Source organism: Haloarcula sp. S1AR25-4 (genome assembly GCF_031624555.1).
GTDB lineage: Archaea > Halobacteriota > Halobacteria > Halobacteriales > Haloarculaceae > Haloarcula > Haloarcula pellucida.
Genome location: NZ_JAMQOR010000001.1, coordinates 218,067 through 241,828, shown reverse-complemented (window position 1 = coordinate 241,828; position 23,762 = coordinate 218,067). Strand labels below are relative to the sequence as shown.

Below are 23,762 nucleotides of genomic sequence, written 5' to 3'. Positions count from 1 at the left end.
GATACTAAACACGATTAACACCCATAGGTGGATGGGTGGGTTGGTGGGTAGAGAATGTATGCGTCAATATTATAACTGAAAGTGGATTTTAGCGACGGACAGAACCGATTGAATCAGGTGATCAGCCTAATCAGAAACGGAACGCAGCTTACTCATCGGTCATCGCTCGCTATAGGACCATTGTCACAAAGCAGATCGAGCAATTCCGACCACTCAACATCTTTTTCGAATAGTCCTGCTCGAAGATTCCACGCCCAAGGGGCGGCGTCGTCAGGATCGTAGCCGACGGCCTTCTCGATCTCTTCGAGACTACCACCGAACAATCGGTCAGTCGGCGCGTCAGTGTCAGCGGGCCACGTTTCGAAGAACTCGGCGCTCTTCTTTGCGGCCTTGTACATCGCCAGCGTCGACAAGCGCTTACGCTCAGGATGGAGGTCCTTCCCAGTGTGAACAACGACGGCCTCCATGTCGACGCCGATCTTTGCGTATCGCTTCGCCAAGGGCGTGTACTGTTCGGCCACTTCCCGGCGGTTGGTCCGGGCGTCGAAGTGCGTCGAGCCTTCGTCGATCAGGATAGCCTTCGGTCGGTCGCGGTGTTCGAGCAGCTGCACCGCGAGGTCGTGCGCCGAGGTGACGACGATATCTGTCGCGTCCCACGTCCGGACGTTCGAAAGGACCAGGAGGTCATCGAGGTCGAGCGCCCGCAGCGTGATCAAGAGGATGGCCGTGTTGGTCTTGCCCGTGTTCGGGTTGCCTGCGGCCGTGACGAACGCCGGAGCGCCGTTGTTCTCGATCTGATTCAGGAGCATCATCGGAAGCCGCAGCGCCGAGGCGTCGAGGTCCTGTTCCGTGACACCAACGATGTGGGACATGACTGAACCGTTCCCGGTGGCGACGGCCTCCGTCGCCGTGTCGGTCAGGACCTTCTGGGAGATCACCGAGCCGAGGTCGGTGCCTTCGAACGTGGAGCTACCTACCGGTGAGCGGTCGGTTTCCCGCATCGCAGTCTCGACGAACGACAGCGCCGCGCGGTCCTGGGCGTCCTCGACGATACCGGTATGCGGAAGGAGCCGTTCGTCACCGTCGAGGTCGCCGCGTACCTGCTCGTAGAGTTTCGCCGCGGTTAGGAGATGTTCGTCTACGTCACCGTTCATAGGTAACCAGCCCTCCATAGCTGGAGCCACGCAGCGAGAGACGAGACACCGGCCAGAGCGGCACCGAGGAATTCGACGGATTCAGTCATCGGCGGGCACCTCACCAGATTCAGCAGTGTCCTCGACGAGACGATCTCGAAACGCGTAGGCGAAGCCAATCAAGGGAATCACGACAGAGACAGCAGGGAGGGAGCCGGGCACAGGGCGATATGCCGGAACGTAGACCGTTTCACCGGAGTTCTGTGCCACTTCCAGCGGCACATCAAGCGCCTGTGGCGGGACCGACCAGAGACCGGCCCAGAAGCCGACTACGAACGTCACAGCAGCAGTTACCACTACGAGACTTTTCTCACGATGGGATAGGTTGAGTTCAGTCATCAGCGGGAACACCTCCGTCACCGGCACCGGCGAGGTCAGCAAGGTCTTCGTCGAGGTCGATGCGAACACCGGGGATGTCCGACTCCGGGGAGTCGTCCTCTTCCGACCGGCGTATCTTCCGTTCGATACCGAACTGTTCGATTGCGCTATCAATCTCGTCAGTCAACCCCTCGCCTTCGTCGGGTAGCGTCCCACGCTCGAACGTCGAGACGACCCGGAGAACGGCTTTCCGCGTCGCGTTACGGATGATAGCGAACGCCTGCGTCTCGATGGCGAAGCCACGTTTCGCGTCGTCCTCCAGCTGGCCGCGACACTCCTCGACGGCCTGGAGAGTGCGCAGTAGTTCACGGTCGGTGAGGGTACCACGCCAGCAGCCTTCGACGGTCTGCTCGGCGAGATCGACGCGCTTGCCGAACGCGAGGTTGGGACTCACCCAGTCGAGTTGCCCATCCTCGACGGACCACTCACGGAATCGCTGGCCGGGCATGCGGAAGATACCGCCTTTCGTCCGTCGAGCGTCAATGTCGACGAGCCAGATGTAGTTCGGGTCCCACAGTAGCGATCGGACTTTCTTTGCCGTGGGTCGGCCGATGAGGATGACCGTGATCAGTCCGGTCAGGCCAATGATGCGGAGGTTTCGCGGGAGGTCGTACCCGAGAACCGACGCAATCACGAACAGGACGATACCGACACCAGCACCGATAGCCAGCAGGTGTTCGGAGAGCCACCGGAACGCCCGGTAGGTCCGTGACCGGTCCGGGCCGGGGTCGGCGTTGTGCCGCATCTCCTCGCGGTCGAGGTCGGGGTTCTCGTCGCTCATGCCAGTCGCTCACCTCGCTGGGACGCACCGATTTTAGCCGAGACTGCTTCGTAGAGGACGGCGATCATGACGCCGAGAGCGCCGCCGAGACCGGCGTCACGAACGTCCGAGCCGGACCACGGCCCAGTGATCAGGAACGTGCTGGGCTTGCGCAGATAGTGCCACTGGTTGTTCTGCTCCATGGACTCAGCGGTCCAGAACGAGACGCCACCAGGGGACGCGATACGAACCGTCGTGATCGTGTCCTCGTCGAGGACGAACGCGCGAGCAGTGACGGTTCCACTCTCAGAGCTATCAGCCCGTGGTGCGACACTGATCGATTTGAACTCCGAGGACCAGAACTTGATGATCATCTCGCCGTCCTCGTAGCGGTACGACGTGACCACTACGTCGGAGTCAACGACGAGTTCTGCGTCCGGTGCGCCGGACGGAGCCGAGACTGTCGAGTTCGAGGGCGTCGTGGTTGGCGTCGAGGTCGCTTGCTGTGCGCTGGCGACACCAGCGAAGGCGATGCTACTCAGGACGAGGATGATGACGATGTGCGATTTCATGTGAAGGAAAGTCGGTCAGTTCACCAGAACGTCCACGAATCGACGAACTGGGATTCTATCCAACTGATCGTAGGGTCGAGGACGCTCGCCGACAGGAGGTCGATGGCTGGTCCCAACACGTCGACGCCCGACAGCTGCAAGGCGACGAGGACGCCGCCAAACAGGTACAGTCGGGGGTCGCGGGGTACGAGTGAGAGGAGCAGCCACCAGACCATCAGTATCGCCTCCTGTTATCGCTGGATGCGTAGGCTGCACCTGCGAGAGCCACTAGAAGGACGAGTACCAGAGCCGAGTTCGAACCACCGAGTAGACCTCCGCCGCCGGAAGCGCGAAGGTTCTTTTCGCGGGCCTCGATCTGTGCGCGGCGATAGGCGAGATCATCGTAGAGTTCCTTGAGTTCGGAGACGTTGGTGGTTTTGTAGACAGTTTTCTCGATGGTGACGTTTTGGACCCGCTCACCGTCCGTCGTAGTGATGTTCTGGACGGTGAAGTTCTCCTGTAGCTCGACGATTCGGTCAGCCGTGACCACATATTGGGTGCCGCCAATAGCGGTGGGGTCGTAGGTCTGATTCGCGGCGAACTGCCCGCTCGCAGGGTTTTCCGGTGAGAATAGGATACCGCGGTGACTCTCGCCGGTCTCTGTGGTGATGTTGAAGCTCCCCATCTGGTCGAAGTTCTCGGGGCTGTTCTGTCCCAGAACGGTCAACGTCGAGGCTGCCCAGCCTTGGAACTGAGGGCCGGCCGAGCGTTCGTTGACGAGAATGTACGGGTCGATGAGGTCGGTAGAGTTGAGCTCACCTGACTGGTAGGCGTCGTACGTATTATTAGCGAGTATTTCGATCTGGGCGCTGGCGTTCTGGTGTTGAGCGTCGATCTTGTTGTAGTTGGTGTTGAACCGCTGGTAGTCGAACGTCTGCGTGTGGTTCCCCGTATTGGGATCGGTCACGGAGAACCCGGCTGCGCGGGCGTCACCACCGGCAAATGAGTAGCCGTCAGGGTCGAGGATAGACCACTTGTCGGACCGCACGACCGACCCTTCGAACTCCACTTCGGAGTAGATGGTGTGGACGGTCATCGTGGTGCCGTTGAACAGCGAGACGGTCCGCGTACCGTACGTGAAGTTCGCTTGCTGGTGGTCGACGATATCGCCTTTGCTGGTCCCTGTCTGGTCGTGGTAGCCAGCCACGAAGTCGCCAGAGACGCCGGACTCGTTCGTAGCGACAGCCTTCAGATATGCGTGTTCGGCACGGGACTGTTTGAACTCGTTGACGAGTTCGACTTGCCAGGGGAGATAAAACTCGTCGATAGCGTCTTTCCCTTCTTGTACCGCAGCGGCCTTACTGGAACCATTGTTGAGTGCCCGGACGTAGGCGTTCTTGCCTTTGATCAGAGCGACTGTTTGGGCGTCTTCGAGATGATTTTCAGTCTGTGTGAGCGTGCGGTCGGTAGCGGCCTTCTGGTTCATCGCAGACTGGTAAATGTCGCTCTCGACCTGTGCAGCGTCCGTGCCGGTGGTGTTGACCGTCGTCGTGCCGGGCTGCACCTCACAATCGAGCATGGTGAACCGGGGGTCAACTGACTCAGATAGCTGCTCGTGCAGGTTGCAGATGCGGTTGCGGTCGCCGCCGGTCCCTCCGAGAATCTTCACACGGTTAGGTGCAAGAAGACGCCGTTGGTAGCCAGCGAAAGAGGCGTTCCCGCTTCCGCCGGAGACGGTGACATTGATTGTACTGTACGCGCCTTGATTGGCGATTGCCAACTCGTCGGCGGAGAACGGAGCGGTGACGGTCTTTCGCTCCAACACGTACGTCGACGGACTACCGGTGTCGCCGGTGGACCACTCGATTGTGACGGTCCCAGTCATGTCGGACAGATTGACGGCTGCGACGCCAGGCACCGGGTTCGGGTTATCGCTACCGTCGAAAGTGTAGGTCTGCGTGTCGGTCTGTGCGTCTGCTGGACCGACGAGTGACGGCCCGACGCCTACGAGAGCCGCAGACCAGATCAGCAACGCAGACAGGGCAAGGGATCGGAAGCGAGTCATCTTACTTAACAGCGACTCCCCAGCTGACGACAGTCATGGAGAACGCGATCTGCATCCCGAGCGGGTCGCCAATCTGCAGGAGGAGGTCCGTCACCTCGACGGTGAAGTAGTCACCGAGAATGACGAGCGGCCCGAGTGCGATAGCAACCTTCTCCAAACCGTCGTAGTACTGGAACTGTTTGGTCTCGGAACTGGCGAAGGCGACGATCCACGCACCGAGGGACACCATAATGGCGTGATCAGCCGTGAGCGTATACGACAGCCACTCCAGCGTGATAGTCCCGATACCACCGAACTGGTAGAGGGACGCCGCGAGGAACGCTCCCGAAAGGACCATTGGGACCTTGCGAACATTCAGGTAGTCGTTCATCATCCCGCTGGCCTTACGCTGGTAACTCACTCAGCGTCACCCCGTTTGAATCGGACTGCCTTTGGGTTGTACTCGATCTCTTCGCCGTCGTCGTTTGTGAACGAGTCAGTCTCTTCGGAGGTCTTGACAGCCATCAGTGAGCCGACGACCAACTCGTTCAGTAACTGCTGCCGCTGGGACCAGTTCAGACTGTACGGTCGCCCGTCGATTTCGACAACGCCGTGATCCTGCGCATCGAGGCGAATATCGGTAATCTGCCCACCGAACTGTTCACCAGCATCTGGGTTGATCCACTCGGAGTTGCTGTCGACTTCTTCGGGTTCGTCGAGATCGTCGAACGTTACTTCCGGCGTTCCGCTACTGTCGGTTGACATACTACATACCAATATTCAAGATATATCTAGTATAAAGTAGACAGCAGGAGATACAGAGTGAATCTTTATATGTGAAAAGCAGTAGAGGCACGGAACCGGCAGGAAATCACATTTCCAGAAGTTCGTCATTGAACGCGGATAGAGTCGCTACAGGAATCACATTCGAAGAGAGATAAGCACTCATCAGAAAGTTGTTTCTCATATTGATAGTGTCCTGATTCACAGGATTGACAATCATCGTTGAGACGAGGGTTCTGAAAACCACTTTGAGATCCAATATGATACTCAGTATCGTCCCAACTTTCAGTATCAGTAAAGACCTCGGTCATTTGAACGCCATTGCCAGGACTGGCAGAGCGAAGTTCACCGTCTATCTCGATTGAATGAACGCGCCACTCGGGAACGCGCTCTTGGTTAAGCCAGTCGGGTTGGTGTTCGGGGTCATCAAGGTCGGGACGCTCAAAGCCAGCCAAAAACCCGCGTACGAGGGCTTCAGCATGGTTCTCAGGCAGATCCGACTGAAGCATTCCTAACAAACCAGCAACACCAACGTTCGGATGACGCTGCACCTTCTGTTCAATCCGTTCGATATATTCGACAGCCTCGTTTTCAAACGCGTTCTCAGGAACGTATGCATCGTCAGGAATCGGGACAGTCGCATCTACTGCACCTTGGTACTCTGCACAGAGAGGACACTTATTCGAGCCATCGGGGTGATTGCACTGACGGTCTACTGTAGTCGGTTCACAGGCACGCCATGCGTCGATCCAATCATTCCATAGTTCGGTGGAACCACCGTCAGAGAGGATTTCATGACTTTCACCGGAAGAGGGGTTTAGACGGTGGTCCGTGAGCGTACGGGACTGGTCGATACCATGAGGAGAGCCACACTCAGCACACTCAACGGTGTTAGTCCCTTTATCCGAGACAGTAAGCCGGTCGCCATGTTCACCTTCAAGATCAGAATGTGGTGACTCGTGGCGTTGTCGACACCGGTCAGCGATAGCAGCCCATCGAGCCGAGTCAGATCGAGAGACAGTCCGTATATTTCCGGCAGTCATCGCAGCTGCCCAAGCGATATACGAAGGAGATCGTTCGAATAGGTCAAGCGGATCAATAGAGGCGTAATCGGCTACGTATGCAGCGAGGTTTTCAACGGACTCGGGATCACGGACGGAAACAGGGGTATCGCAGTCGTCACAAGCACCCTCAGCCGCGTCCCAAGGGTTTGGAGCGGAATCAGCATGTTCGGCACACGGCGTATTCGTATGCGCGTCGAGTCCGGCACCCTCGGTTGCGGATACATGGGTTTCCATAATAGGTGCAAAGTCGGACTGAGTGATTTGCCCGTCTACGACGATAATCGCATGTTCGTGAGCGTAGCACTGATTTTGACCAGTACCGGGGTGAGGCTCTAAAACACGCCAAAACTGCCACTCATCGCTATCGAAGCCGAGCTTATCGAGGACGTACCGGAGTTTCTGATAGACCTCTCGCCACGGATTGCGGACCCGATTGGCATGATCAACAGGGCCGACACGGGTATCGTCAGGAACGGAAGAAGCCGAGCGAGTCAGAAAGGCGACAGACGGGTTATCGAACGTAGCGGCAGTTTCACCTCCGGAGGGACGTTCACCACCGGTAAGTTCGCGAAGCCAGCCCTGACACTGAGCATAAAATTCGCGTTGATAGTCGGGCGACCAGCGATCAGAAGCCGAGAAACTGAATTTCGTATATTCGGGATCACGGGGCCAACCGTATTGGAGGTTAATTGTTGTCTTGCGGGTCTGTTCGTGCGATTCAAGCAGATTTGCGACTGCTTCAACCCACGAAACACCCTCAACTTCCGAGACTCGCTCACCACGGACGGATTTGCGAGCGACCCAGGAATCAGCAGCATCAGCAGGAGATACCGAGAGTCTATCAATAAGCTCAGAATGGGCTTCAGAAACGTGTTCAGACGGGTTCTGAAAAGAAGGGGAGAAGGAGGATTCACACCGACCACAGTAATAGAGAACGTCCGAATCCCATGATTCAGTTACACACTCAGTATAATCTTCTCGAACAGGAGTCCCTTCCTCAAAGGCGACGGGCACGTCAACGAGGTCGGGGCATTCTTCGATGAAAGACCAGAGAACATCATCGGCCGAAGGGAGATCCCGATCATCAGATTCGTCAGTCGGTGTATCAGGGCTTGAGGTGTCTGTTTCACACTTATTCTGATTGGTTTGCCGAGAGCCGCACGCCTCAGAGTGCCCCTTACTCATCGAACTCAGAAGAAGAAACAGCGTTCACCAACGACCGCACCGCACCGGACCCACGTTCCGGGCCTTCGGCCGGGCTTTCGCGTTGGGATGGGTCCTCCCTACGGTCGTCCCGTGCGCTCTCTCGGTCAGTCGGACCCCCATGTGAGGGGGTCGCTCCCTCCACTCGCTCGCTTGTGTTGGATGGAGAAGCCTGCTGGTCGAGGAGGTACTGCTCAACCTCCTCTAAGATTGTGTCACGGAAGCAGTCTTGACAGAGGTCGGACTGCGCACGGTCAGTTTCAGAGTGATTGATGCAGATCTCGCCGCAGCTATCGCAGTCGTAGTGACGGTAACTCGGCCAGTCCGTCATCGAATCACCTGCCCTTCTTTCGAGACCGAAGTTACGCCGGGTTCGTTGAGACGTTCGAGAGCGACCGAACAGCGAGCGCAGGGAGTAGGGGCGAGTTCGGAAGCGCTGTTATCGCACCATCGACACTGAGGACGAACAGGGAGGTCGCCCGTCATCGCCGGTCACCATCCTCGACGCGCTCGATAGCTCGACGAACATCCTCGTCGGTCGCCTCCAGGAGACGAGACGCACGAACGAATTCATTGCGAGGATACGGCCAGTTCTCAGGAGAGGGAGTGTTTGTCACGAGAGGACACCCCCATTCAGGTGGTAGTTCGAGTGTTCGTCCGGAGGACGGGCTTCGAGGTTTTCCGGGTCGTTGTTCCAGCGATCTTCGTCGACGTGATGAACGTGCAGGTCAGACCAGAGATCGTCTATTTCGCCGTGCGCGTATGCGGTGAGCCGGTGGAGGTACAGGTAACGGTCATGTCCGGCGTTGGGATCCCACACTCGAACACGAGGATAGTGATCGAGGTCGAACTCTACACGGGGTGAGAAAATCACGCCGACCACCCCAAACTACCAGATATCTTACTATGATTTTCGGCCGTTCTGAGAACGTCGAAAACAGCGGCTACATGTCTGCTACCTTTAGAAAACTTGAAGAACGCTATGGGGTCGGAGGGATTTGAACCCCCGATCGGCTGATATCTCCGTCCTGTGCCTCGGAACTCCAGAGGGTCATCGTCGCGAACCGATGATCAGTCGGTCGCTCAGTATATCAGCCCTTGGAGTTTCGTCCCAGGCACGTGGCCTCTGGAGTCAGCCGCCTTCCCGGACTAGGCCACGACCCCGCACTCCGTCGTTTACCGAGTTACCGTAAAGGGATTTCGATTGCCCGCCGGTGTTCAGTCCCGGTCGGTGTCGGACCAGTCACACTCTTGGCACTTGTAGCCGGTGACGAACTCCAGCGCCGAGGGCATATAGCCCACGGAGACCACGTTCTCGCCACAGTCCGGGCAGTCGCGGTCGGCGTCTTCTATCGGTTCTGCGTCCATCACGCTCTCGCCTTCGATGAGTTCGGCGAGGCTCTCGGGGGTCTGCATCCGTCCCTGAACCACGCGATTGTCGGCCATATCGGAACGGAGAGCGTGAGACGCCTAAGCGTTCCCCCTCAGAGCCACGGCGCGCGTTCTTGGTCCGGATCGTACTCGACGGCGGCGCCGTCGTCGGTTCGCTCGTCCGCCGCGACGCCCTGAGAGGCCCCGCCGTCGGCGAACGCGGCCGTGAGGTCGATGCTGTCGGGGCGGTACTCGCTGTGTCGCTCGCGGGCGTTGTCGGGGTCGAAGGATAGTACCGCCGTGACGGCGAGGACGGCGAGTGCGACCGGTGCCGTCGTCGGCATCAGTCCCAACACGGAGAGTGCGAGGACGCCCAATGCGACGGCGCTCCCGAAGCGGAACCGGTCGATGTCGACGGCGTTGCGGAGCCACGGACTCGCCAGTGCGACGACGAGGGCGAACCCGACGCCGATGCCGGCCGTCGCCGCGGCGCGGGCCATCGTCGCCACGTCGGCCGCGACGACCAGCGACGCGCCCGCGGGGTCGAGGCTCGCAAGCAGACCCAGTCCCACGATGATGGCGGGCCGGGGCAGCACTTCGCCGATGCGGGCGCTCGCCGTCTGGGCCGCGATGGCCATGATGACGATGCCGGCAAAGCGCTCGAAGATGGCCAGACGAACGATTCCGGCGATAGTCGGTGCGATGGCCGCTTCGAGGACGGCGACGGGGAGCAACAGCGCACCGATCAGCAGGACCGTCTTGGCCTGTTCGCGAGGGCCGCCCTCCATCTCTGCGAGGACGACGGCGACCATCGCGGACCCGCCGAAGACGAGCAGGCCGACTTCGAGCATCCCGGTCCACGTCGTAAGCGCGCCCGCGAGGACGAGGACGGGGAAGATGCCGTCGACGAGCGGGAGTCCCATGACCGTCGCCAGCAGGCGACCGCCACGACCGACGCGTCGCTCTATGTCGAGTGCGACCGGATGTCTGGAGCTACTCATCGCGAGTTACGGACGGGGATGCCCCTGTTCCCGATGGGTGTCTACGGCGCCGACCCGACCGACGGTCGATTGCCACCCCTTCGACTTCCCGAAACCCACCCAAAATGTGTTCGACGCCGTCGAGTACGTCGATTGCAGGCCGCTGGCCTCGGGGGTGGATTCGGTGAGACGCATGTCTATAACTATCTTTCACCGGAGTATAAGCGTTGTGTGAGATTCGACCCCACACCTCGTGAAACGTGCGAATCAGCCCCACACAACTGGACAGTCGTCCCGCGACGACGCCGAAGACCGGACACCGCGGTGTGGCACCCCGACCCAGTCTCGGCCAGTCTCGCAACGTTTTTGCCCGGCCGTCGTGGACGGCTTACATGGCGAACGATTCCGATCCTTTCTCCGAGAAACTCCGCGTTCCGGAGGCGCTGACCTTCGACGACGTACTGCTGCGACCGAAAGAATCCCGCGTCGAACCCGACGAGGCCGATACGACGACACGCGTCTCGAAGAGCGTCCAGGTGAACGTCCCCGTGCTGACCGCCGCGATGGACACCGTCACGGAGAGCGACATGGCGATCGCCATGGCTCGACAGGGTGGTCTGGGCGTCCTCCACCGCAACATGGACGCCGACCAGATGGCCGCCGAAATCGAACGTGTCAAGCGCGCCGACGAACTCATCATCCGCGACGTCGTCACCGCGAGCCCCGAACAGACGGTCAGTGAAGTCGACGAGATGATGGACCGGAGCGGCGTCTCCGGCGCCCCCGTCGTCGACGACGAGAGCGGCGAAGTACTCGGTATCATCTCCGGGACCGACATCCGTCCGTACCTCGAAGTCGGCGAGTCCGACGCCGTCACCGAGGCCATGACCGACGAAGTCGTCACGGCCCCCGAGGACGTCACCCCCCGGGAAGCGCTCGAACTGATGTACGACCACAAGATAGAGCGCGTCCCCATCGTGGACGACGAGAACCGCCTCGTCGGCCTCGTGACGATGAAGGGCGTCCTCCAGCGCCGCGAGTACGACGAGGCCGCCCGCGACGAGAACGGCAAGCTGCGCGTCGGGGCAGCCGTCGGCCCGTTCGAAGTCGACCGCGCACAGACCGCCGACGACGCTGGCGCGGACATCCTCTTCATCGACTGCGCTCACGCGCACAACGCGAACGTCATCGACAGCGCCCGCGAAATCAAGGCCGAGGTCGGTGCCGACGTCGTCGTCGGCAACATCGGCACCCGAGAGGCCGCCGAGGCCGTCGTCGACTTCGCCGACGGCGTGAAGGTCGGTATCGGCCCCGGCTCTATCTGTACGACGCGCGTGGTCACTGGCTCTGGAATGCCCCAGATTACGGCCGTCGCACAGGTCGCAGACGTCGCCAGCCAGCACGACGTCCCGGTCATCGCCGACGGCGGGATTCGCTACTCCGGTGACGCGATCAAGGCTATCGCGGCCGGTGCGGACGCCGTGATGCTCGGGTCGTACTTCGCCGGCACCGACGAGGCACCGGGCCGGGTCATCACGATGAACGGCAAGAAGTACAAGCAGTACCGGGGCATGGGCAGCGTCGGCGCGATGAACGAGGGCGGCGGCGAGCGCTACCTCAAAGAAGAGGACGAAAACGAGGAGTACGTCCCCGAGGGCGTCGAGGCAGCGACGCCGTACAAGGGGTCGCTCGCCTCCGAACTCCACCAACTCGTCGGCGGGATGCAGTCCGGGATGGGCTACGTCGGTGCCGAGACGATTCCGGAGTTCAAAGAGCGCTCGGAGTTCGTCCGCGTCTCTGCGGCCGGCCAGCAGGAGAGCCACCCCCACGACGTGATGATTACGGACGAAGCGCCGAACTACAGTCCCGACAACTGACTCGGCGCTCAGCCTCCGATCGAGACCGGGTCCGTTTGTTCGCCGGCGGGGTCCGTTACGAGCACGCGTCCGGCGTCGACGGCTCATACTGGTGGCTGTAACAAACTGGAGTAATTCGCCACCCCGGGGTGGCGAATATCTGTACGAACTTACAGCCACCAGTATCAGTCGTAGTAGTCGTCGTCGAGCGGTAGGTCCACGTCGACGCCGCGTACCGACTCCACCGACGCGGACAGTGCCAGCGTGTCGCTACACTCTGGACACACTGTCGCGACGTCGACGTACAGTGTGCCATCTCGTTCGTAGATGTCGAGTACGTCCGCGTCGGCGGGATAGAGGTACTCGGCCGACACCTCGTGTTCGTGGTCGCTGGCATACTCCTCGGACAGACACGGTGCCATACACCGGCCACGACATAGATGTTTGCGGCGAGACCCGAGGCGACGTCGAACGCAACATACTCCCCAGTCGGTTCGTTACTGGGGGCCATGCTCCCCTATGAGTGTTACGTCGGCGGGAACGCGGCGTTGGGTGACCAGGCACGCGCAGTCCGCCGTGCCGTCTTCATCGAGGAGCAAGGCGTCTCCGAGGCCGAGGAGATGGACGACAAGGACGACGAAGCGACCCACGTCGTCGTCACCGACGGCGACGACCCAGTCGCGACCGCCCGCTTCCGGTTCGTCGACGAGACGACCGCTCGGATCGAACGGGTCGCCGTTCTCGAATCCTACCGTGGTGAGGGACTGGGAGTCCGCGTGATGGACGCCGCCGAGACCACGGCCCGGGAACAGGGCGCGACGTCGGCGTTCCTGCACGGGCAGTCGCGCGTCGAGGGGTTCTACGAGAAACTCGGCTACGAGGCCGAGGGAGAGACGTTCGAAGAGGCAGGGATTCCTCACGTCGAGATGGGCAAGCCGCTGGAGTGAGCACGGTCGGTGCTACTTGCGGCCGACAACGAGGTAGACGACGAGCAACTCTATCGCACCGGGGAGTTGCAACAGTGGGAGGGACATACGGGATTCCACTCGGGACACCGACAAATGTTTTCGGGTGCCGGGAAGCCGGACGGGTCGGGTCGGCAGGGACGAGACACCCGCCGCTCACGCGTTTGGTTCGGTACAGGAAAGCGGGCCGGAAGGGATTTGAACCCTCGACCGACGGCTTAAGAGGCCGTCGCTCTGCCAGACTGAGCTACCGGCCCTGTCTGCACTCATTGGTTGCGGAGGCCCTTGTAAATACGTTTCCTTTCGAATCGGCGGACGTCACCGGCCTGCAAGCAGGGCGCGGCCGCCAGACCCGAGACGCGGACCAGCGCTCTCACCGAGACGGTGTGATATAAGTACGTGCCGTCCACACTCACACGCAATGAGTGCAGCCAGCGGCATCACGATGGCCTCAATGTCTACATACGCCATTCTGGGGTGTGGAAGCGTGGGCCACGCCGTGGCGGAGGAACTCGTCGACGAGGGAAAAGACGTCCTCATCCTCGATGCCGACGAGGGACGCGTCGAAGCTCTGCGAGACCAGGACCTCAACGCCCAGCAGGCGGACATCGCCGAGCAACACGTCGTCGAGACGGTCCGAGAGCGCGACGTCGTTCTCATCATGTCCCCGGACGTAAACGCCAACGCCGAGGCGGTCAAGAACATCCGAGCGGCGGACGGCGACCAGTTCATCGTCGCCCGGGCGGACGACCCCGTCTCGGCGGACGAACTCACCGAACTCGGGGCCGACGTGGTCATCAACCCGTCGGCGGTCATCGCCGACTCGGCGCTTCGGGCACTTGAGACGGGCGAGTTGGAGTACAAAGCCTCGCAGTTGAGCGACGTCATCGACGCCACCGAGGACCGGATGGCGATTCTCATCCACCGCTCGCCGGACCCGGACTCCATCGCCTCCGCGGCCGCACTGCGCGCTATCGCCGCGAGCCGTGACGTCGAGGCCGACATCATCTACGAAGGCGAGATCGGCCATCAGGAGAACCGCGCGTTCGTGAACCTGCTGGGCATCGAACTCGATTCCAGACGATCTGTCTCGCTGGAGGACTACGACACGTTCGCACTGGTCGACGTCGCGAAAGGCGGCGAACCCGACATCGATTCGGTCGACATCGTCATCGACCACTACGAACACGACCACGAGCACGACGCCGCGTTCTCCGACATCCGGCCGAACGTCTCGGCCACCTCGACCATCCTCACGAAGTACATCCAGGAACTGGACCTCACGCTCGATCAGACCGTCGCGACGGCGTTGCTCTACGGCATCCGCGCCGAGACGCTGGACTTCAAACGGGACACCACGCCGGCCGACCTGACGGCTGCCGCGTACCTCTACCCGTTCGCGGACCACGACACGCTCGAACAGGTCGAGTCGCCGTCGATGAGTCCGGAGACGCTCGACGTGCTGGCCGAGGCCATCCGGAACCGCGAAGTACAGGGGAGCCACCTCGTCTCGAACGCGGGGTTCATCCGCGACCGGGACGCCCTCTCACAGGCCGCACAGCACCTCCTCAACCTCGAAGGGATCACGACGACGGCGGTGTTCGCCATCGCCGACGACACCATCTACCTCGCCGCTCGGTCGAAGGACATCCGGATGAACATCGGGAAAGTACTCTCGGACGCCTTCGGCGACATGGGCGAGACGGCCGGGCACTCGACGGACGCGAGCGTCGAGATTCCGCTCGGTATCTTCACCGGACTGGACACGAGCGACGACAACCGCGATACCCTGCTGGAACTGACCGAAGAAGCCGTCAAGCGAAAACTGTTCGAAGCGATGGGCGTCGATAGTTCGAGCGGCGAAAGCTCGAACGGGAACTAGGCGGGAACCTCTTCTTCGTCTTCGTCCCCCTCGGCGTCCGGTTGTCGCAGACGCTCTACGATGTCGTTGACGATGACGACGTCGCCGACGGCCTGTACCCAGCGATACGGGACGATGGCGCCGCGAGACGAGCGTGCGTCGGCACCGAACAGTTCGTTGTTGAGTTGGTGGAGGGCGAGACCCGTGACCGCCTCGTGGTCGAGGTCCAGACGGATGTCCTCGACCTCGCCGACGAACACACCGTTCTTCGAGTACACCTCTCTGCCGACGAGCGTCGTAATCTCCTGTGGAGCGCTCTTGTGGTCCATACTCACCTGCTGGGCCGGACGGGTCTTAAACTTTCATTGCGCGTCAGACGCTCGTCTGCGACCGAGGTGGCGCGGGCCGTGACGTCCCCGACGCGTCGAACGCCGCCGTATCCGCTCTCAGAGGTGATCGGTTCTGGGACGGGCCTACAGCGGCCGGACAGACGAAGCGGAGACACTCGGGACGCTTTTCAGGAGACGAACCTAACGGAGCCACGATGCCGGAGGTATCCGCCAGTATCGACGTCCCAGCGCCGCCGAGCGTCGTCTGGAGAGTGTTGACCGACGTCGACGCCTACCCGCAGTGGAACACGCTGCTGTCGGTCGACGGCGAGTTCGCCGTCGGGGAGGCCGTCGCGGCGCGACTCTCGGTGCCCGGACTGCCGACAGTATCGTTCAGCCCGGAGATTACGGTCATCGAGCCAGCACGTGAGCTACGCTGGCGGTCACGTCTCTTCGGGTACGACGCCGAACACAGTTTCCTGCTCGTACCGCAAAACGACGGGACTACCCGGTTCGTCCAACACGAGACTATCGACGGACCGTTCGCCGGTCGCATCGTCGACCGCCTCGGTCGCCGGATGCGTCGCGGATTCGAGCAGATGAATGTCGGGTTGCGCCGACGTGCCACCGAACTCACGGAGCGGTGAGTGCGGTCGTGTACGCCACCGACACACCGACAGAGCGGTTAAGCATCGTGGTTGCGTAACACGCGGCATGGCGGACGCGAGCGAGACAGAGTCCACCGACACGCCGATACACGTCGAGAGCGAGGCGCACCTCGACGAACTGGTGGCGGACACGTCGGTCCTCCTCGTCGACTTCTACGCGGACTGGTGTGGTCCCTGCAGGCTACTCGAACCGGCGATAGAGACCGTCGCCGCGGACACGTCGGCAGGCGTCGCAAAAATCGACGTCGACGAAGCACCGGCGCTCGCTCGCGAGTTCGGCGTCCGCGGCGTGCCGACCCTGCTGTTGCTTGCCGACGGTGATCCGGTCGAGCGACGGGTCGGTCTCGAAGACGAGACGACGCTCAGAACCCTCATCGACGAACACCGCCGGTAGTGTCAGCACGCCCATACCGCGGTTTCAGTTCCGGACTCGTGAGGGGGACTCCGGGAACCACGGCCACCTGAGACGTGGTTGTCGTGCCGGAGACGGCGGACATCGAGTAACCGACTGACCTCGCGGCCGCTCCCGTCGTGGGAGACCTGTTGTGCTGGGGCATCGTCGCCCCGATACGCCCAGTGTACGCGGGTATTTCGGTGCGTCCGAGTTCGTCGCCGGGTTACTCTTCGACACCGGCGTCGCGTACCGGGCCCCGGTCGTCACGGGAGGTCTCGCATCGGTTCCTGCCGCGCTACTGGTCGGACAGAGCAGCGCCTCTGTCCAGTCCGGGACAGAAGCGCCCGTGACGGGCGGCGAGTTCACCGACGGTCGACTTCGACGTCGAACGAACGGCGAAGCCGTTCGTACGTCTGGTCGTCGATAGCGTCCCTGACGAGCGTATAGACGCCGTAAATCTCGTGGTTGCGCGCGAGTGTAGCCACGTGGTCGAAGAATCGAAGCACGCGGTCCTCCCTCGCGTACAGCAGGAATACGTTCAGGTTGTCGAACACTAGCCACCCGCGGCCGGCCCCGAGTGAGTTCACCACGCGCGAGAGTCGCATACTGAGTCCCGTCAAGTCGTCCGGGACTACCGGGGCACTGGTCAACATCGGCCCGTCGTAGTCCACTTCCGACCCCGTTATCGGAATCTGTCCGACACGACTCAGGTCCGCACCGGCGTCGTCGAGGACGCTGGCGACGTCGTCCGGTGCCGTCGAAGACACCACGAGGAGGTTCGCGTAGGCACTCGGCGGCAGTTCCCTGAAGGGGGACTGCATCGTATCGAGCGACAGGAGCGCCTGTGCCCCCGGATCGAGTCGTAACTCGCGGACACCGGTGGTGTCCCTGTTGCTGCTCACTGATGTCTCCCGCTTTCATCTGGTACTGGCACGTCCCCCAGCACCACGCTCGAACACATTCAACCCCACCTTGCAACTCAAATCTGCATGGTCGTATAAATACGTTCTGCACGACTCACCGCAACACTCATCCCGATCGTGTCGTGAGTGAACGTATGCCATCCCTGGTCGTCCACTACGCGTTTGTAGGGCTACTCGCGGCGACCGTACTCGGTGCGGCCTTCGACAGACGCTCGCTGTTGCTCTCGCTCGTCGTCGTCACGATTCCCGACGTCGACGCGTTCGTCGCGCTGTTCTCGCAGTTCGGCCACCGGACCGCGACGACGAACCTCGTCATCCCGGCGATACTGGCGGGCGTGCTAGCTATCGACAGCTACGTCCGCGAGGAGTCGTACGTCCGCAGTCGATGGGGCGCCTACGGCGTGCGGGTCGCGTGGTTCTGCGTCGTCGTCTACGCGGTCGGACACGTGCTGTTCGACGCCGTCACCGGCGGCGCCAACCTTCTGTGGCCCATCCACGACGAGTTCTACGTCTTCAGGGGGAAACTCGAACTGTCGAGTCAGCGGGGCATCGTCCAGACGTTCGTCGACTGGAACACCGGTGGAGGTGCCAACGACGGGGGCGGCGGTCCGTCACTCCGGTCCATCGGTAACACGAGCACCGTCCAGATGGACACCGGCGTCGACCCGACGCCGGGCCAGCGCGAACCGGAGGGCGTCGACCGGATCTTCCCGGTCGCTCGCGGTGGCTGGCAACTGTACCTCCTCGTCACGGGGACGCTCGCGACCGCGGCCCGCTTCGTCTTCGGGCACGACCTCCCCGAGGAGTGACGCCCGTTTCGACTCTTTCATGTAGGCGGTGGCCCACCGGGCAGGCATGGGATTCGAGGTGCATCGCCGACTCAGTGTCGCCGACGCCGTCACGCTCGTCAACGCCGTCGTCGGGTTCGCCGCCGGGGCCGTCGCCTTCGCCGACCTCCATCTGGCCGCCCGCCTCCTCCTCCTCTCGGTCATCGTCGACGCCTTAGACGGCATCGTCGCCCGCAGTAGCGACAGTTCGGAGGTCGGGCCGCTACTCGACTCGATAACCGACGTGGTCTCCTTCGGTGTCACGCCGAGTCTGTTCGTCTACGTCCTGCTGACCGACGCCTTCGGCGGTATCGAGGCCGGAACGCCCCTCGTCTTCGTCGGCCTCGTCCTCGTGGCGTCGCTGTACGCCGTCCTCTCGGTGGTCCGGACCGCGTTCTACTCGACGTACTTCGACGCGCCCGACGAGCGGCCGGGGATGCCCAACTCGCTCGGTGCAATCGTCCTCGCGACGGCGTATCTGGCCGGCGTCACTGACCCCGTCGTCGTCGCCGCCGGCGTGGCCCTCCTCGCCGTCGCACAGGTCGCGCCGTTCGATTACCCTAAACCGGGCGTGAAGACCGTCGGACCGATGGGTGTGGTGCTGTTTGGCTCCGTCGTCGCACCGACGGCCCTCGGTCGGGCCGCGCCGAGACTCATGCTCGCCATCGCGCTCCTCTTTTTCGCGCTGGGCCCGCGGTACTACTGGCTCGACTGACCTGACTCCCCCCCGGACAGCCGTGCAGCGAGAAAGTCCTGCACCGTCTCGTTGAAGACGGCAGGCTGTTCGAGCATCGCGAGGTGTGCGGCGTCGGGGATCACGGCGAACTCGCCGGCAGGTATCTCGCTGGCCAGTCGCTCGTGGTACGACCGGGGCGTGAGCGTGTCGTGTTCGCCACAGACGGCGAGCGTCGGGACCCCGATTTCTTCGAGGCGCCCGGTCACGTCGAACTGGTGACTGGTCAGAAAGTCCCGCCGGGTGACGGCCTGTCCCGTCTCGCGCATCTCCTCGCGGGACCGGGCCGCCAGTTCCTCGTCGGCGTCGTGAAAGAGACGGTCACGGCCGTGCAGGAACGCGACCGCGCGGTCGAAGTCCGTCTCCAACCAGTCCCTCAGCCCGTCGAACACCGGGAGCGTCGGGCCAGTCCCCACCAGCACGAGCGCCTCGGGTCGCCAGTCCGTCTCCAGCGTGACCCACTGGGCGACGGCGCCACCGAGTGAGTTCCCGACGAGGACGTCTGCGTCGACGGCGCGGGCGACGGCGACGACGTCGGCCGCGTAGGCCGCGAGCGTCTCGGGTCCCGGCGGGGAGTCGATATCGTCGGATTCCCCGTGGCCGCTCAAGTCGAGGGCCGCCGCAGGCCGTGTGGGACCACTCGGCGCGTACTGGTTCGCCCACACGCGATGGGTCGCCCCGCTCCCGTGAACGTACAGTGCGACCGGCCCGTCGCCGTCGCCGCTGCTCACTCGGTACGCCGTTGTCCGCCCGTGGTGGGCGACTGTTTCCATGCGTGCACGGACGAGCGGCGGGAGAATAAAGCCATCCGACGACGACCGAAACGGTGTGAACCGCAAACAGTCAACTTTCTCGATGTAGCCGCCGTATGGCGCATTTTGGCGAAAGGTATAAATACTTGTCTCACTTACTCGTAGTTAGGATGAGTTCAGAACAACAGTTGTTCGACGAGACGCCGCTCCGCCGATTCGAGTACGACGACAGCGTCGTGCTCGCGGCGGACGTGGGTGCCTTAGACGATGCCAGCGTCGACGTCGTCGACGGCACGATCATCGTCGTCGCGGGTGACGAGCAGTACGAACAGGAGGTCCCGGAGGCCGCCGACGGACGAGCGTTTATCAACAACGGGGTCCTCACTATCGAACTGTCAGACGAGGAGGACTCTAACTGATGAAACTCACTGTCAAACCCCTCAAACAGAAGGACGCCGGACGTGGCCTCGCCGCCATCGACAGAGCCGCGATGGACGAGATGGACCTCGAGAACGGCGATTACATCGTCCTCGAAGGTAAGCAGGGCAACCGCGCCGTCGCGCGCGTCTGGCCGGGCTACCCCGAGGACGAGGCACAGGGCATCGTCCGCATCGACGGGCAGTTGCGCCAGGAGGCCGGCGTCGGTATCGACGACGGCGTCACCGTCGAAAAGGCCGACGTCAAGCCCGCTACCAACGTCACGGTCGCACTTCCCCAGAACCTCCGGGTCCGAGGCAACGTCGGCCCGATGATTCGGAACAACCTCAGCGGACAGGCCGTCACGCAGGGCCAGACGGTACCCGTGAGCTTCGGTCTCGGGCCGCTCTCGTCGATGTCCGGCCAGAAGATTCCGCTGAAGATAGCCGACACCGACCCCACGGGAACCGTCGTCGTCACCGACTCCACGGAGATTCAAGTCAGCGAGAAGCCGGCCGAACAGATTCGCGGTGAAGAGGGAGCGGGCGACCGTGGCTCGCCCGACGTGACCTACGAGGACATCGGCGGCCTCGACAGCGAACTCGAACAGGTCCGGGAGATGATAGAGCTCCCGATGCGCCACCCCGAGCTGTTCCAGCAGTTGGGCATCGAACCCCCGAAGGGCGTCCTCCTGCACGGCCCGCCGGGCACCGGGAAGACGCTGATGGCGAAGGCCGTCGCCAACGAGATAGACGCGTACTTCACGACCATCTCCGGGCCGGAGATCATGTCGAAGTACTACGGCGAGAGCGAGGAGCAACTCCGTGAGGTCTTCGAGGAGGCCGAGGAGAACTCCCCCGCCATCGTCTTCATCGACGAAATCGACTCCATCGCCCCCAAACGTGGCGAGACGCAGGGCGACGTCGAACGGCGCGTCGTCGCACAACTCCTCTCGCTGATGGACGGCCTCGAAGAGCGCGGGCAGGTCATCGTCATCGGCGCGACCAACCGCGTCGACGCCATCGACCCCGCCCTGCGCCGTGGCGGCCGCTTCGACCGCGAGATCGAAATCGGTGTCCCGGACAAGGAGGGCCGCAAGGAGATCCTGCAGGTCCACACCCGCGGGATGCCCCTCTCCGAGGAGATCGACCTCGACAGCTACGCCGAGAACACCCACGGGTTCGTCGGCGCCGACCTCGCCTCGCTGACGAAAGAGAGCGCGATGAACGCGCTCCGGCGCATCCGCCCGGAACTCGACCTCGAATCCGAGGAGATCGACGCCGAGGTCCTGGAGAAGTTGGAGATCAGCGACGACGACGTCAAGGACGCGATGAAGGGCATCGAGCCCTCGGCGCTACGGGAAGTCTTCGTCGAGGTGCCCGAAGTCACGTGGGACTCGGTCGGTGGCCTCGAAGACACCAAAGAACGACTCCGGGAGACCATCCAGTGGCCGCTGGAGTACGGCGAGGTGTTCGAGTCGATGGATCTAGACGCCGCGAAGGGCGTCCTGCTCTACGGCCCGCCCGGCACGGGGAAGACGCTGCTGGCGAAGGCCGTCGCCAACGAGGCCGACTCGAACTTCATCTCGGTGAAGGGCCCGGAACTGCTGAACAAGTTCGTCGGGGAGTCCGAGAAGGGCGTCCGCGAAGTGTTCAGCAAGGCCCGTGAGAACGCCCCGACCGTGGTGTTCTTCGACGAAATCGACTCCATCGCGACCGAACGCGGTGGCGGACAGACCGACTCCGGCGTCGGGGAACGGGTCGTCTCGCAACTGCTGACCGAACTCGACGGTATCGAGGACATGGAAGACGTCGTGGTCGTCGCGACGACCCACCGCCCGGACCTCATCGACAGCGCGCTGTTGCGACCCGGTCGGCTGGACCGACACGTCCACGTGCCGGTGCCCGACGAAGAGGCCCGACGGGCCATCTTCACGGTCCACACCCGCGACAAACCGCTCGCAGACGGCGTCGACCTCGACAGTCTCGCCCGACGGACCGAGGGCTACGTGGGCGCCGACATCGAGGCCCTCTGCCGCGAGGCGTCGATGGCCGCGACCCGGGAGTTCATCAACAGCGTCGACCCCGAGGACATCGGTGACTCGGTCGGGAACGTCCGCGTGACGATGGACCACTTCGAGCACGCGCTCGACGAGGTGGGTCCGAGCGTCACCGACGAGACGCGCGAGCGCTACGCCGAAATCGAGAAGCGCTTCGACACCGCCGAACCCGACCTCGAAGAGGAAAAGGTCGGCCGGACGTTCCAGTAGTCCGACCCCCGAGTTTCGCACGTTCCGTGTACCTGCCGCCACGATGAGTGGCGCCGCCGGACCAGTTTTTTAACGACCGCGGCCGCACTTCCGGCAATGGCCGGGTCGACAGACGTCGCGTCCGAGCACGCTCCCGACGGGTACGAGGACGAGGACGGTCACGAACACGAGCACCGGAGTCGCTGGCCGCTGGTCGCGGCCGTCGGCGCAGCGACGTTGTATCTCGGTGCCGGTCTCTTCTTCGTCGGCGGGGACCTCGTACCGTCGGTTCTCCCGACGGTACTCGCCCCCGTGGGTGCCGTAGGGCTCGTGGTCGGCCTCGCCGGATGGGCCAACGAGGCGTTCGTCGCGGACTATCGGCAGTCGCGCGGCGGCGAGTCGGCCCTCTACAGCACCACGATGGTGCTGTTTCTCGCCTCCGACGTCGCGACGTTCTCGGCCGGCTTCGTCTACTACGCGTTCGTCCGCGTCGGTGCGTGGCCGCCCGACCATCTCCCGCCGCTGCTGGGGTCGCTCGTCCTCGTCAACACCGCGTTGCTGGTCGCCAGTAGCGTCACGCTCCACTACGGACACGAGGCGCTCGAGGCAGGGAACCGACAGCGCTACCTCGGGTTGCTGGGCGTGACGCTGCTGTTGGGTGTCGTCTTCCTCGTCGGGCAAGCCGTCGAGTACTACGAACTCGTCGTCGAGGATAGCTTCACCTTCTCCAGTGGGATTCTGGGGAGCGCCTTCTACGGTCTGACGGGCCTCCACGGCCTCCACGTGGCACTCGGTGTCCTCCTCATCGGTATCGCGTTCGGGCGGTCGCTCCGCGGCCACTACACACCGGACCGAGACACGGCCATCCGGACGACCTCGCTGTACTGGCACTTCGTCGACGCCGTCTGGATAGTGCTCGTTCTCGTCCTCTACGTCGGATCGACGGTCTAACTGTCGGCGGACGCTTCGAGTGCGACCAGTTTTCGGTACAGCGGCGGCGTCAGTATCCCGACGACGCCGAACGCGATGGCGAACACGCCGAGCGGGAACTGTAGCGGCGCGGCGTCGAAACAGGGGTTCTCCGAGACGACGGTGACGTAGTGACGCTGGCCCTCGTAGCGGACTATCGACCCGTTGCGGAACTGGACGGCGTTCGGGAAGTCACCCGAGACGTGCGCCTCACCCCGCGGGTCCGAAAGGGCTTCGGTAAACGCCGTCTGCTCGGCCGTCGAGAGCTCCTCGAACTCGAACCGGGCCACCTGCGGCGTCGTCTCGTTGAACCGTCGCTCCGTCGCCTCGGGCCCCTCGACGGCTATCGTGGGTTCGCCGCAGGTGCTGATCTCGTCTTGGATGAGCGCGTAGCCACCCGGCACGGCGGCGCCGATGCCGACGGCGACCAGCAGGACGCCGACGAACGGCGCGAGGTAGGTAAACAGCACCGACTCGGGTTGGTCGCTCATCG

General features: G+C 62.6%; 28 protein-coding genes and 2 tRNA genes. 10 read left to right on the top strand and 20 right to left on the bottom strand.

Annotated elements, in window-relative coordinates; genetic code table 11:
• Nucleotides 1–152: 152 nt before the first annotated feature.
• From NDI85_RS01375 to NDI85_RS01310, 14 genes are all read right to left on the bottom strand, one after another.
• Entirely contained in the window at nucleotides 153–1,154 is a 1,002-nt protein-coding gene (locus NDI85_RS01375) for a hypothetical protein (protein WP_310914702.1), read from the bottom strand.
• 81 nt (nucleotides 1,155–1,235) lie between these two features.
• A complete protein-coding gene (locus tag NDI85_RS01370; RefSeq protein ID WP_310914701.1) occupies nucleotides 1,236–1,532 on the bottom strand; it encodes a hypothetical protein in 297 nt (98 codons plus the stop codon).
• Nucleotides 1,525–2,352, bottom strand: a complete 828-nt coding sequence (locus tag NDI85_RS01365) for a hypothetical protein (RefSeq protein WP_310914700.1) — start codon at nucleotides 2,350–2,352, stop codon at nucleotides 1,525–1,527. Before NDI85_RS01365 ends, NDI85_RS01370 begins: the two co-directional genes overlap by 8 nt.
• Nucleotides 2,349–2,903, bottom strand: coding sequence for a hypothetical protein (locus NDI85_RS01360; RefSeq protein ID WP_310914699.1), 555 nt, complete (start codon nucleotides 2,901–2,903; stop codon nucleotides 2,349–2,351). Before NDI85_RS01360 ends, NDI85_RS01365 begins: the two co-directional genes overlap by 4 nt.
• A 20-nt stretch (nucleotides 2,904–2,923) precedes the next feature.
• Complete coding sequence (locus NDI85_RS01355; protein ID WP_166967346.1) at nucleotides 2,924–3,118, bottom strand: hypothetical protein; 195 nt, start codon at nucleotides 3,116–3,118, stop codon at nucleotides 2,924–2,926.
• Nucleotides 3,118–4,947, bottom strand: a complete 1,830-nt coding sequence (locus tag NDI85_RS01350) for a hypothetical protein (protein WP_310914698.1) — start codon at nucleotides 4,945–4,947, stop codon at nucleotides 3,118–3,120. The genes NDI85_RS01355 and NDI85_RS01350 overlap by 1 nt, the downstream gene beginning before the upstream one ends.
• Nucleotide 4,948: 1 nt before the next feature.
• Nucleotides 4,949–5,347 (bottom strand): hypothetical protein, encoded by a 399-nt coding sequence (locus tag NDI85_RS01345; RefSeq protein ID WP_310914697.1) that lies wholly within the window; start codon nucleotides 5,345–5,347, stop codon nucleotides 4,949–4,951.
• Complete coding sequence (locus tag NDI85_RS01340) at nucleotides 5,344–5,691, bottom strand: hypothetical protein (RefSeq protein WP_310914696.1); 348 nt, start codon at nucleotides 5,689–5,691, stop codon at nucleotides 5,344–5,346. Before NDI85_RS01340 ends, NDI85_RS01345 begins: the two co-directional genes overlap by 4 nt.
• A 125-nt stretch (nucleotides 5,692–5,816) precedes the next feature.
• Nucleotides 5,817–7,958, bottom strand: coding sequence for a hypothetical protein (locus NDI85_RS01335; RefSeq protein ID WP_310914695.1), 2,142 nt, complete (start codon nucleotides 7,956–7,958; stop codon nucleotides 5,817–5,819).
• Nucleotides 7,959–8,589: 631 nt separating this feature from the next.
• Nucleotides 8,590–8,796 carry an HNH endonuclease gene (locus tag NDI85_RS22270; protein ID WP_396275512.1) on the bottom strand — a complete coding sequence of 69 codons (207 nt, stop codon included), beginning with the start codon at nucleotides 8,794–8,796 and terminating at the stop codon, nucleotides 8,590–8,592.
• A gap of 163 nt (nucleotides 8,797–8,959) precedes the next feature.
• Nucleotides 8,960–9,140, bottom strand: a tRNA-Trp gene (locus NDI85_RS01325).
• Nucleotides 9,141–9,194: 54 nt separating this feature from the next.
• Nucleotides 9,195–9,422 (bottom strand): DUF5795 family protein, encoded by a 228-nt coding sequence (locus NDI85_RS01320; RefSeq protein ID WP_166970437.1) that lies wholly within the window; start codon nucleotides 9,420–9,422, stop codon nucleotides 9,195–9,197.
• 38 nt (nucleotides 9,423–9,460) lie between these two features.
• On the bottom strand, nucleotides 9,461–10,348 hold the full coding sequence (locus NDI85_RS01315) for a DUF5794 domain-containing protein (protein ID WP_188995212.1): 888 nt from the start codon (nucleotides 10,346–10,348) through the stop codon (nucleotides 9,461–9,463).
• 6 nt (nucleotides 10,349–10,354) lie between these two features.
• A complete protein-coding gene (locus NDI85_RS01310; RefSeq protein ID WP_188995214.1) occupies nucleotides 10,355–10,522 on the bottom strand; it encodes a hypothetical protein in 168 nt (55 codons plus the stop codon).
• Between the two features lie 197 nt (nucleotides 10,523–10,719).
• Here NDI85_RS01310 and guaB point away from each other — a divergent pair, with 197 nt between their 5' ends.
• Complete coding sequence (guaB, locus tag NDI85_RS01305; RefSeq protein WP_188995215.1) at nucleotides 10,720–12,204, top strand: IMP dehydrogenase; 1,485 nt, start codon at nucleotides 10,720–10,722, stop codon at nucleotides 12,202–12,204.
• Between the two features lie 164 nt (nucleotides 12,205–12,368).
• Here guaB and NDI85_RS01300 read toward each other — a convergent pair whose 3' ends face one another.
• Nucleotides 12,369–12,605: a hypothetical protein gene (locus NDI85_RS01300; protein WP_310914692.1), complete on the bottom strand. Its 237-nt coding sequence runs from the start codon at nucleotides 12,603–12,605 to the stop codon at nucleotides 12,369–12,371.
• An 87-nt stretch (nucleotides 12,606–12,692) separates the two neighbouring features.
• On the opposite strand from NDI85_RS01300, the gene NDI85_RS01295 reads away from it, so the two are divergent.
• Nucleotides 12,693–13,130 (top strand): GNAT family N-acetyltransferase, encoded by a 438-nt coding sequence (locus tag NDI85_RS01295; RefSeq protein ID WP_188995217.1) that lies wholly within the window; start codon nucleotides 12,693–12,695, stop codon nucleotides 13,128–13,130.
• A gap of 201 nt (nucleotides 13,131–13,331) precedes the next feature.
• Here NDI85_RS01295 and NDI85_RS01290 read toward each other — a convergent pair.
• A tRNA-Lys gene (locus NDI85_RS01290) sits at nucleotides 13,332–13,405 on the bottom strand.
• A gap of 164 nt (nucleotides 13,406–13,569) precedes the next feature.
• On the opposite strand from NDI85_RS01290, the gene NDI85_RS01285 reads away from it, so the two are divergent.
• Entirely contained in the window at nucleotides 13,570–15,030 is a 1,461-nt protein-coding gene (locus tag NDI85_RS01285) for a DHH family phosphoesterase (protein ID WP_188995219.1), read from the top strand.
• Here NDI85_RS01285 and NDI85_RS01280 read toward each other — a convergent pair.
• Nucleotides 15,027–15,338 (bottom strand): PRC-barrel domain-containing protein, encoded by a 312-nt coding sequence (locus tag NDI85_RS01280; RefSeq protein ID WP_166970453.1) that lies wholly within the window; start codon nucleotides 15,336–15,338, stop codon nucleotides 15,027–15,029. The two genes, NDI85_RS01285 and NDI85_RS01280, sit on opposite strands and share 4 nt — an antisense overlap.
• 215 nt (nucleotides 15,339–15,553) lie before the next feature.
• On the opposite strand from NDI85_RS01280, the gene NDI85_RS01275 reads away from it, so the two are divergent.
• Together NDI85_RS01275 and NDI85_RS01270 are read left to right on the top strand one after the other, a co-directional pair.
• Nucleotides 15,554–15,985 carry an SRPBCC domain-containing protein gene (locus NDI85_RS01275; protein WP_188995221.1) on the top strand — a complete coding sequence of 144 codons (432 nt, stop codon included), beginning with the start codon at nucleotides 15,554–15,556 and terminating at the stop codon, nucleotides 15,983–15,985.
• A gap of 67 nt (nucleotides 15,986–16,052) precedes the next feature.
• On the top strand, nucleotides 16,053–16,400 hold the full coding sequence (locus NDI85_RS01270) for a co-chaperone YbbN (RefSeq protein WP_188995223.1): 348 nt from the start codon (nucleotides 16,053–16,055) through the stop codon (nucleotides 16,398–16,400).
• Nucleotides 16,401–16,762: 362 nt separating this feature from the next.
• Here the strand turns inward: NDI85_RS01270 and NDI85_RS01265 are convergent, their stop codons facing one another.
• Nucleotides 16,763–17,302 (bottom strand): hypothetical protein, encoded by a 540-nt coding sequence (locus tag NDI85_RS01265; RefSeq protein WP_188995225.1) that lies wholly within the window; start codon nucleotides 17,300–17,302, stop codon nucleotides 16,763–16,765.
• A gap of 155 nt (nucleotides 17,303–17,457) precedes the next feature.
• On the opposite strand from NDI85_RS01265, the gene NDI85_RS01260 reads away from it, so the two are divergent.
• Together NDI85_RS01260 and NDI85_RS01255 are read left to right on the top strand one after the other, a co-directional pair.
• Nucleotides 17,458–18,132: a hypothetical protein gene (locus tag NDI85_RS01260; protein WP_310914691.1), complete on the top strand. Its 675-nt coding sequence runs from the start codon at nucleotides 17,458–17,460 to the stop codon at nucleotides 18,130–18,132.
• A gap of 46 nt (nucleotides 18,133–18,178) precedes the next feature.
• On the top strand, nucleotides 18,179–18,865 hold the full coding sequence (locus tag NDI85_RS01255) for a protein sorting system archaetidylserine synthase (RefSeq protein WP_188995229.1): 687 nt from the start codon (nucleotides 18,179–18,181) through the stop codon (nucleotides 18,863–18,865).
• Here the strand turns inward: NDI85_RS01255 and NDI85_RS01250 are convergent.
• Nucleotides 18,850–19,656: an alpha/beta hydrolase gene (locus NDI85_RS01250; protein ID WP_310914690.1), complete on the bottom strand. Its 807-nt coding sequence runs from the start codon at nucleotides 19,654–19,656 to the stop codon at nucleotides 18,850–18,852. The two genes, NDI85_RS01255 and NDI85_RS01250, sit on opposite strands and share 16 nt — an antisense overlap.
• Before the next feature lie 149 nt (nucleotides 19,657–19,805).
• On the opposite strand from NDI85_RS01250, the gene NDI85_RS01245 reads away from it, so the two are divergent.
• From NDI85_RS01245 to NDI85_RS01235, 3 genes are all read left to right on the top strand, one after another.
• Nucleotides 19,806–20,054 (top strand): hypothetical protein, encoded by a 249-nt coding sequence (locus tag NDI85_RS01245; RefSeq protein ID WP_188995233.1) that lies wholly within the window; start codon nucleotides 19,806–19,808, stop codon nucleotides 20,052–20,054.
• Complete coding sequence (locus NDI85_RS01240) at nucleotides 20,054–22,321, top strand: CDC48 family AAA ATPase (protein WP_310914689.1); 2,268 nt, start codon at nucleotides 20,054–20,056, stop codon at nucleotides 22,319–22,321. The genes NDI85_RS01245 and NDI85_RS01240 overlap by 1 nt, the downstream gene beginning before the upstream one ends.
• A 96-nt stretch (nucleotides 22,322–22,417) precedes the next feature.
• On the top strand, nucleotides 22,418–23,251 hold the full coding sequence (locus tag NDI85_RS01235; RefSeq protein WP_310914688.1) for a heme-copper oxidase subunit III: 834 nt from the start codon (nucleotides 22,418–22,420) through the stop codon (nucleotides 23,249–23,251).
• Here the strand turns inward: NDI85_RS01235 and NDI85_RS01230 are convergent.
• A complete protein-coding gene (locus tag NDI85_RS01230; protein WP_188995239.1) occupies nucleotides 23,248–23,760 on the bottom strand; it encodes a hypothetical protein in 513 nt (170 codons plus the stop codon). The genes NDI85_RS01235 and NDI85_RS01230 overlap by 4 nt on opposite strands.
• Nucleotides 23,761–23,762 lie beyond the last annotated feature (2 nt).

Excerpts from the sequence above, each read along its gene's own strand:
- NDI85_RS01230 (WP_188995239.1), bottom strand. The coding sequence starts at position 23,760 with ATGAGCGACCAACCCGAGTCGGTGCTGTTTACCTACCTCGCGCCGTTC.
- NDI85_RS01270 (WP_188995223.1), top strand. The coding sequence starts at position 16,053 with ATGGCGGACGCGAGCGAGACAGAGTCCACCGACACGCCGATACACGTC.
- NDI85_RS01350 (WP_310914698.1), bottom strand. The coding sequence starts at position 4,947 with ATGACTCGCTTCCGATCCCTTGCCCTGTCTGCGTTGCTGATCTGGTCT.
- guaB (WP_188995215.1), top strand. The coding sequence starts at position 10,720 with ATGGCGAACGATTCCGATCCTTTCTCCGAGAAACTCCGCGTTCCGGAG.
- NDI85_RS01260 (WP_310914691.1), top strand. The coding sequence starts at position 17,458 with ATGCCATCCCTGGTCGTCCACTACGCGTTTGTAGGGCTACTCGCGGCG.
- NDI85_RS01250 (WP_310914690.1), bottom strand. The coding sequence starts at position 19,656 with ATGGAAACAGTCGCCCACCACGGGCGGACAACGGCGTACCGAGTGAGC.
- NDI85_RS01300 (WP_310914692.1), bottom strand. The coding sequence starts at position 12,605 with ATGGCACCGTGTCTGTCCGAGGAGTATGCCAGCGACCACGAACACGAG.
- NDI85_RS01255 (WP_188995229.1), top strand. The coding sequence starts at position 18,179 with ATGGGATTCGAGGTGCATCGCCGACTCAGTGTCGCCGACGCCGTCACG.
- NDI85_RS01335 (WP_310914695.1), bottom strand. The coding sequence starts at position 7,958 with ATGAGTAAGGGGCACTCTGAGGCGTGCGGCTCTCGGCAAACCAATCAG.
- NDI85_RS01240 (WP_310914689.1), top strand. The coding sequence starts at position 20,054 with ATGAAACTCACTGTCAAACCCCTCAAACAGAAGGACGCCGGACGTGGC.
- NDI85_RS01355 (WP_166967346.1), bottom strand. The coding sequence starts at position 3,118 with ATGGTCTGGTGGCTGCTCCTCTCACTCGTACCCCGCGACCCCCGACTG.
- NDI85_RS01275 (WP_188995221.1), top strand. The coding sequence starts at position 15,554 with ATGCCGGAGGTATCCGCCAGTATCGACGTCCCAGCGCCGCCGAGCGTC.
- NDI85_RS01315 (WP_188995212.1), bottom strand. The coding sequence starts at position 10,348 with ATGAGTAGCTCCAGACATCCGGTCGCACTCGACATAGAGCGACGCGTC.
- NDI85_RS01375 (WP_310914702.1), bottom strand. The coding sequence starts at position 1,154 with ATGAACGGTGACGTAGACGAACATCTCCTAACCGCGGCGAAACTCTAC.
- NDI85_RS01370 (WP_310914701.1), bottom strand. The coding sequence starts at position 1,532 with ATGACTGAACTCAACCTATCCCATCGTGAGAAAAGTCTCGTAGTGGTA.
- NDI85_RS01340 (WP_310914696.1), bottom strand. The coding sequence starts at position 5,691 with ATGTCAACCGACAGTAGCGGAACGCCGGAAGTAACGTTCGACGATCTC.
- NDI85_RS01295 (WP_188995217.1), top strand. The coding sequence starts at position 12,693 with ATGCTCCCCTATGAGTGTTACGTCGGCGGGAACGCGGCGTTGGGTGAC.
- NDI85_RS01235 (WP_310914688.1), top strand. The coding sequence starts at position 22,418 with ATGGCCGGGTCGACAGACGTCGCGTCCGAGCACGCTCCCGACGGGTAC.
- NDI85_RS01280 (WP_166970453.1), bottom strand. The coding sequence starts at position 15,338 with ATGGACCACAAGAGCGCTCCACAGGAGATTACGACGCTCGTCGGCAGA.
- NDI85_RS01320 (WP_166970437.1), bottom strand. The coding sequence starts at position 9,422 with ATGGCCGACAATCGCGTGGTTCAGGGACGGATGCAGACCCCCGAGAGC.
- NDI85_RS01365 (WP_310914700.1), bottom strand. The coding sequence starts at position 2,352 with ATGAGCGACGAGAACCCCGACCTCGACCGCGAGGAGATGCGGCACAAC.
- NDI85_RS01360 (WP_310914699.1), bottom strand. The coding sequence starts at position 2,903 with ATGAAATCGCACATCGTCATCATCCTCGTCCTGAGTAGCATCGCCTTC.
- NDI85_RS01310 (WP_188995214.1), bottom strand. The coding sequence starts at position 10,522 with ATGCGTCTCACCGAATCCACCCCCGAGGCCAGCGGCCTGCAATCGACG.
- NDI85_RS01245 (WP_188995233.1), top strand. The coding sequence starts at position 19,806 with ATGAGTTCAGAACAACAGTTGTTCGACGAGACGCCGCTCCGCCGATTC.
- NDI85_RS01285 (WP_188995219.1), top strand. The coding sequence starts at position 13,570 with ATGAGTGCAGCCAGCGGCATCACGATGGCCTCAATGTCTACATACGCC.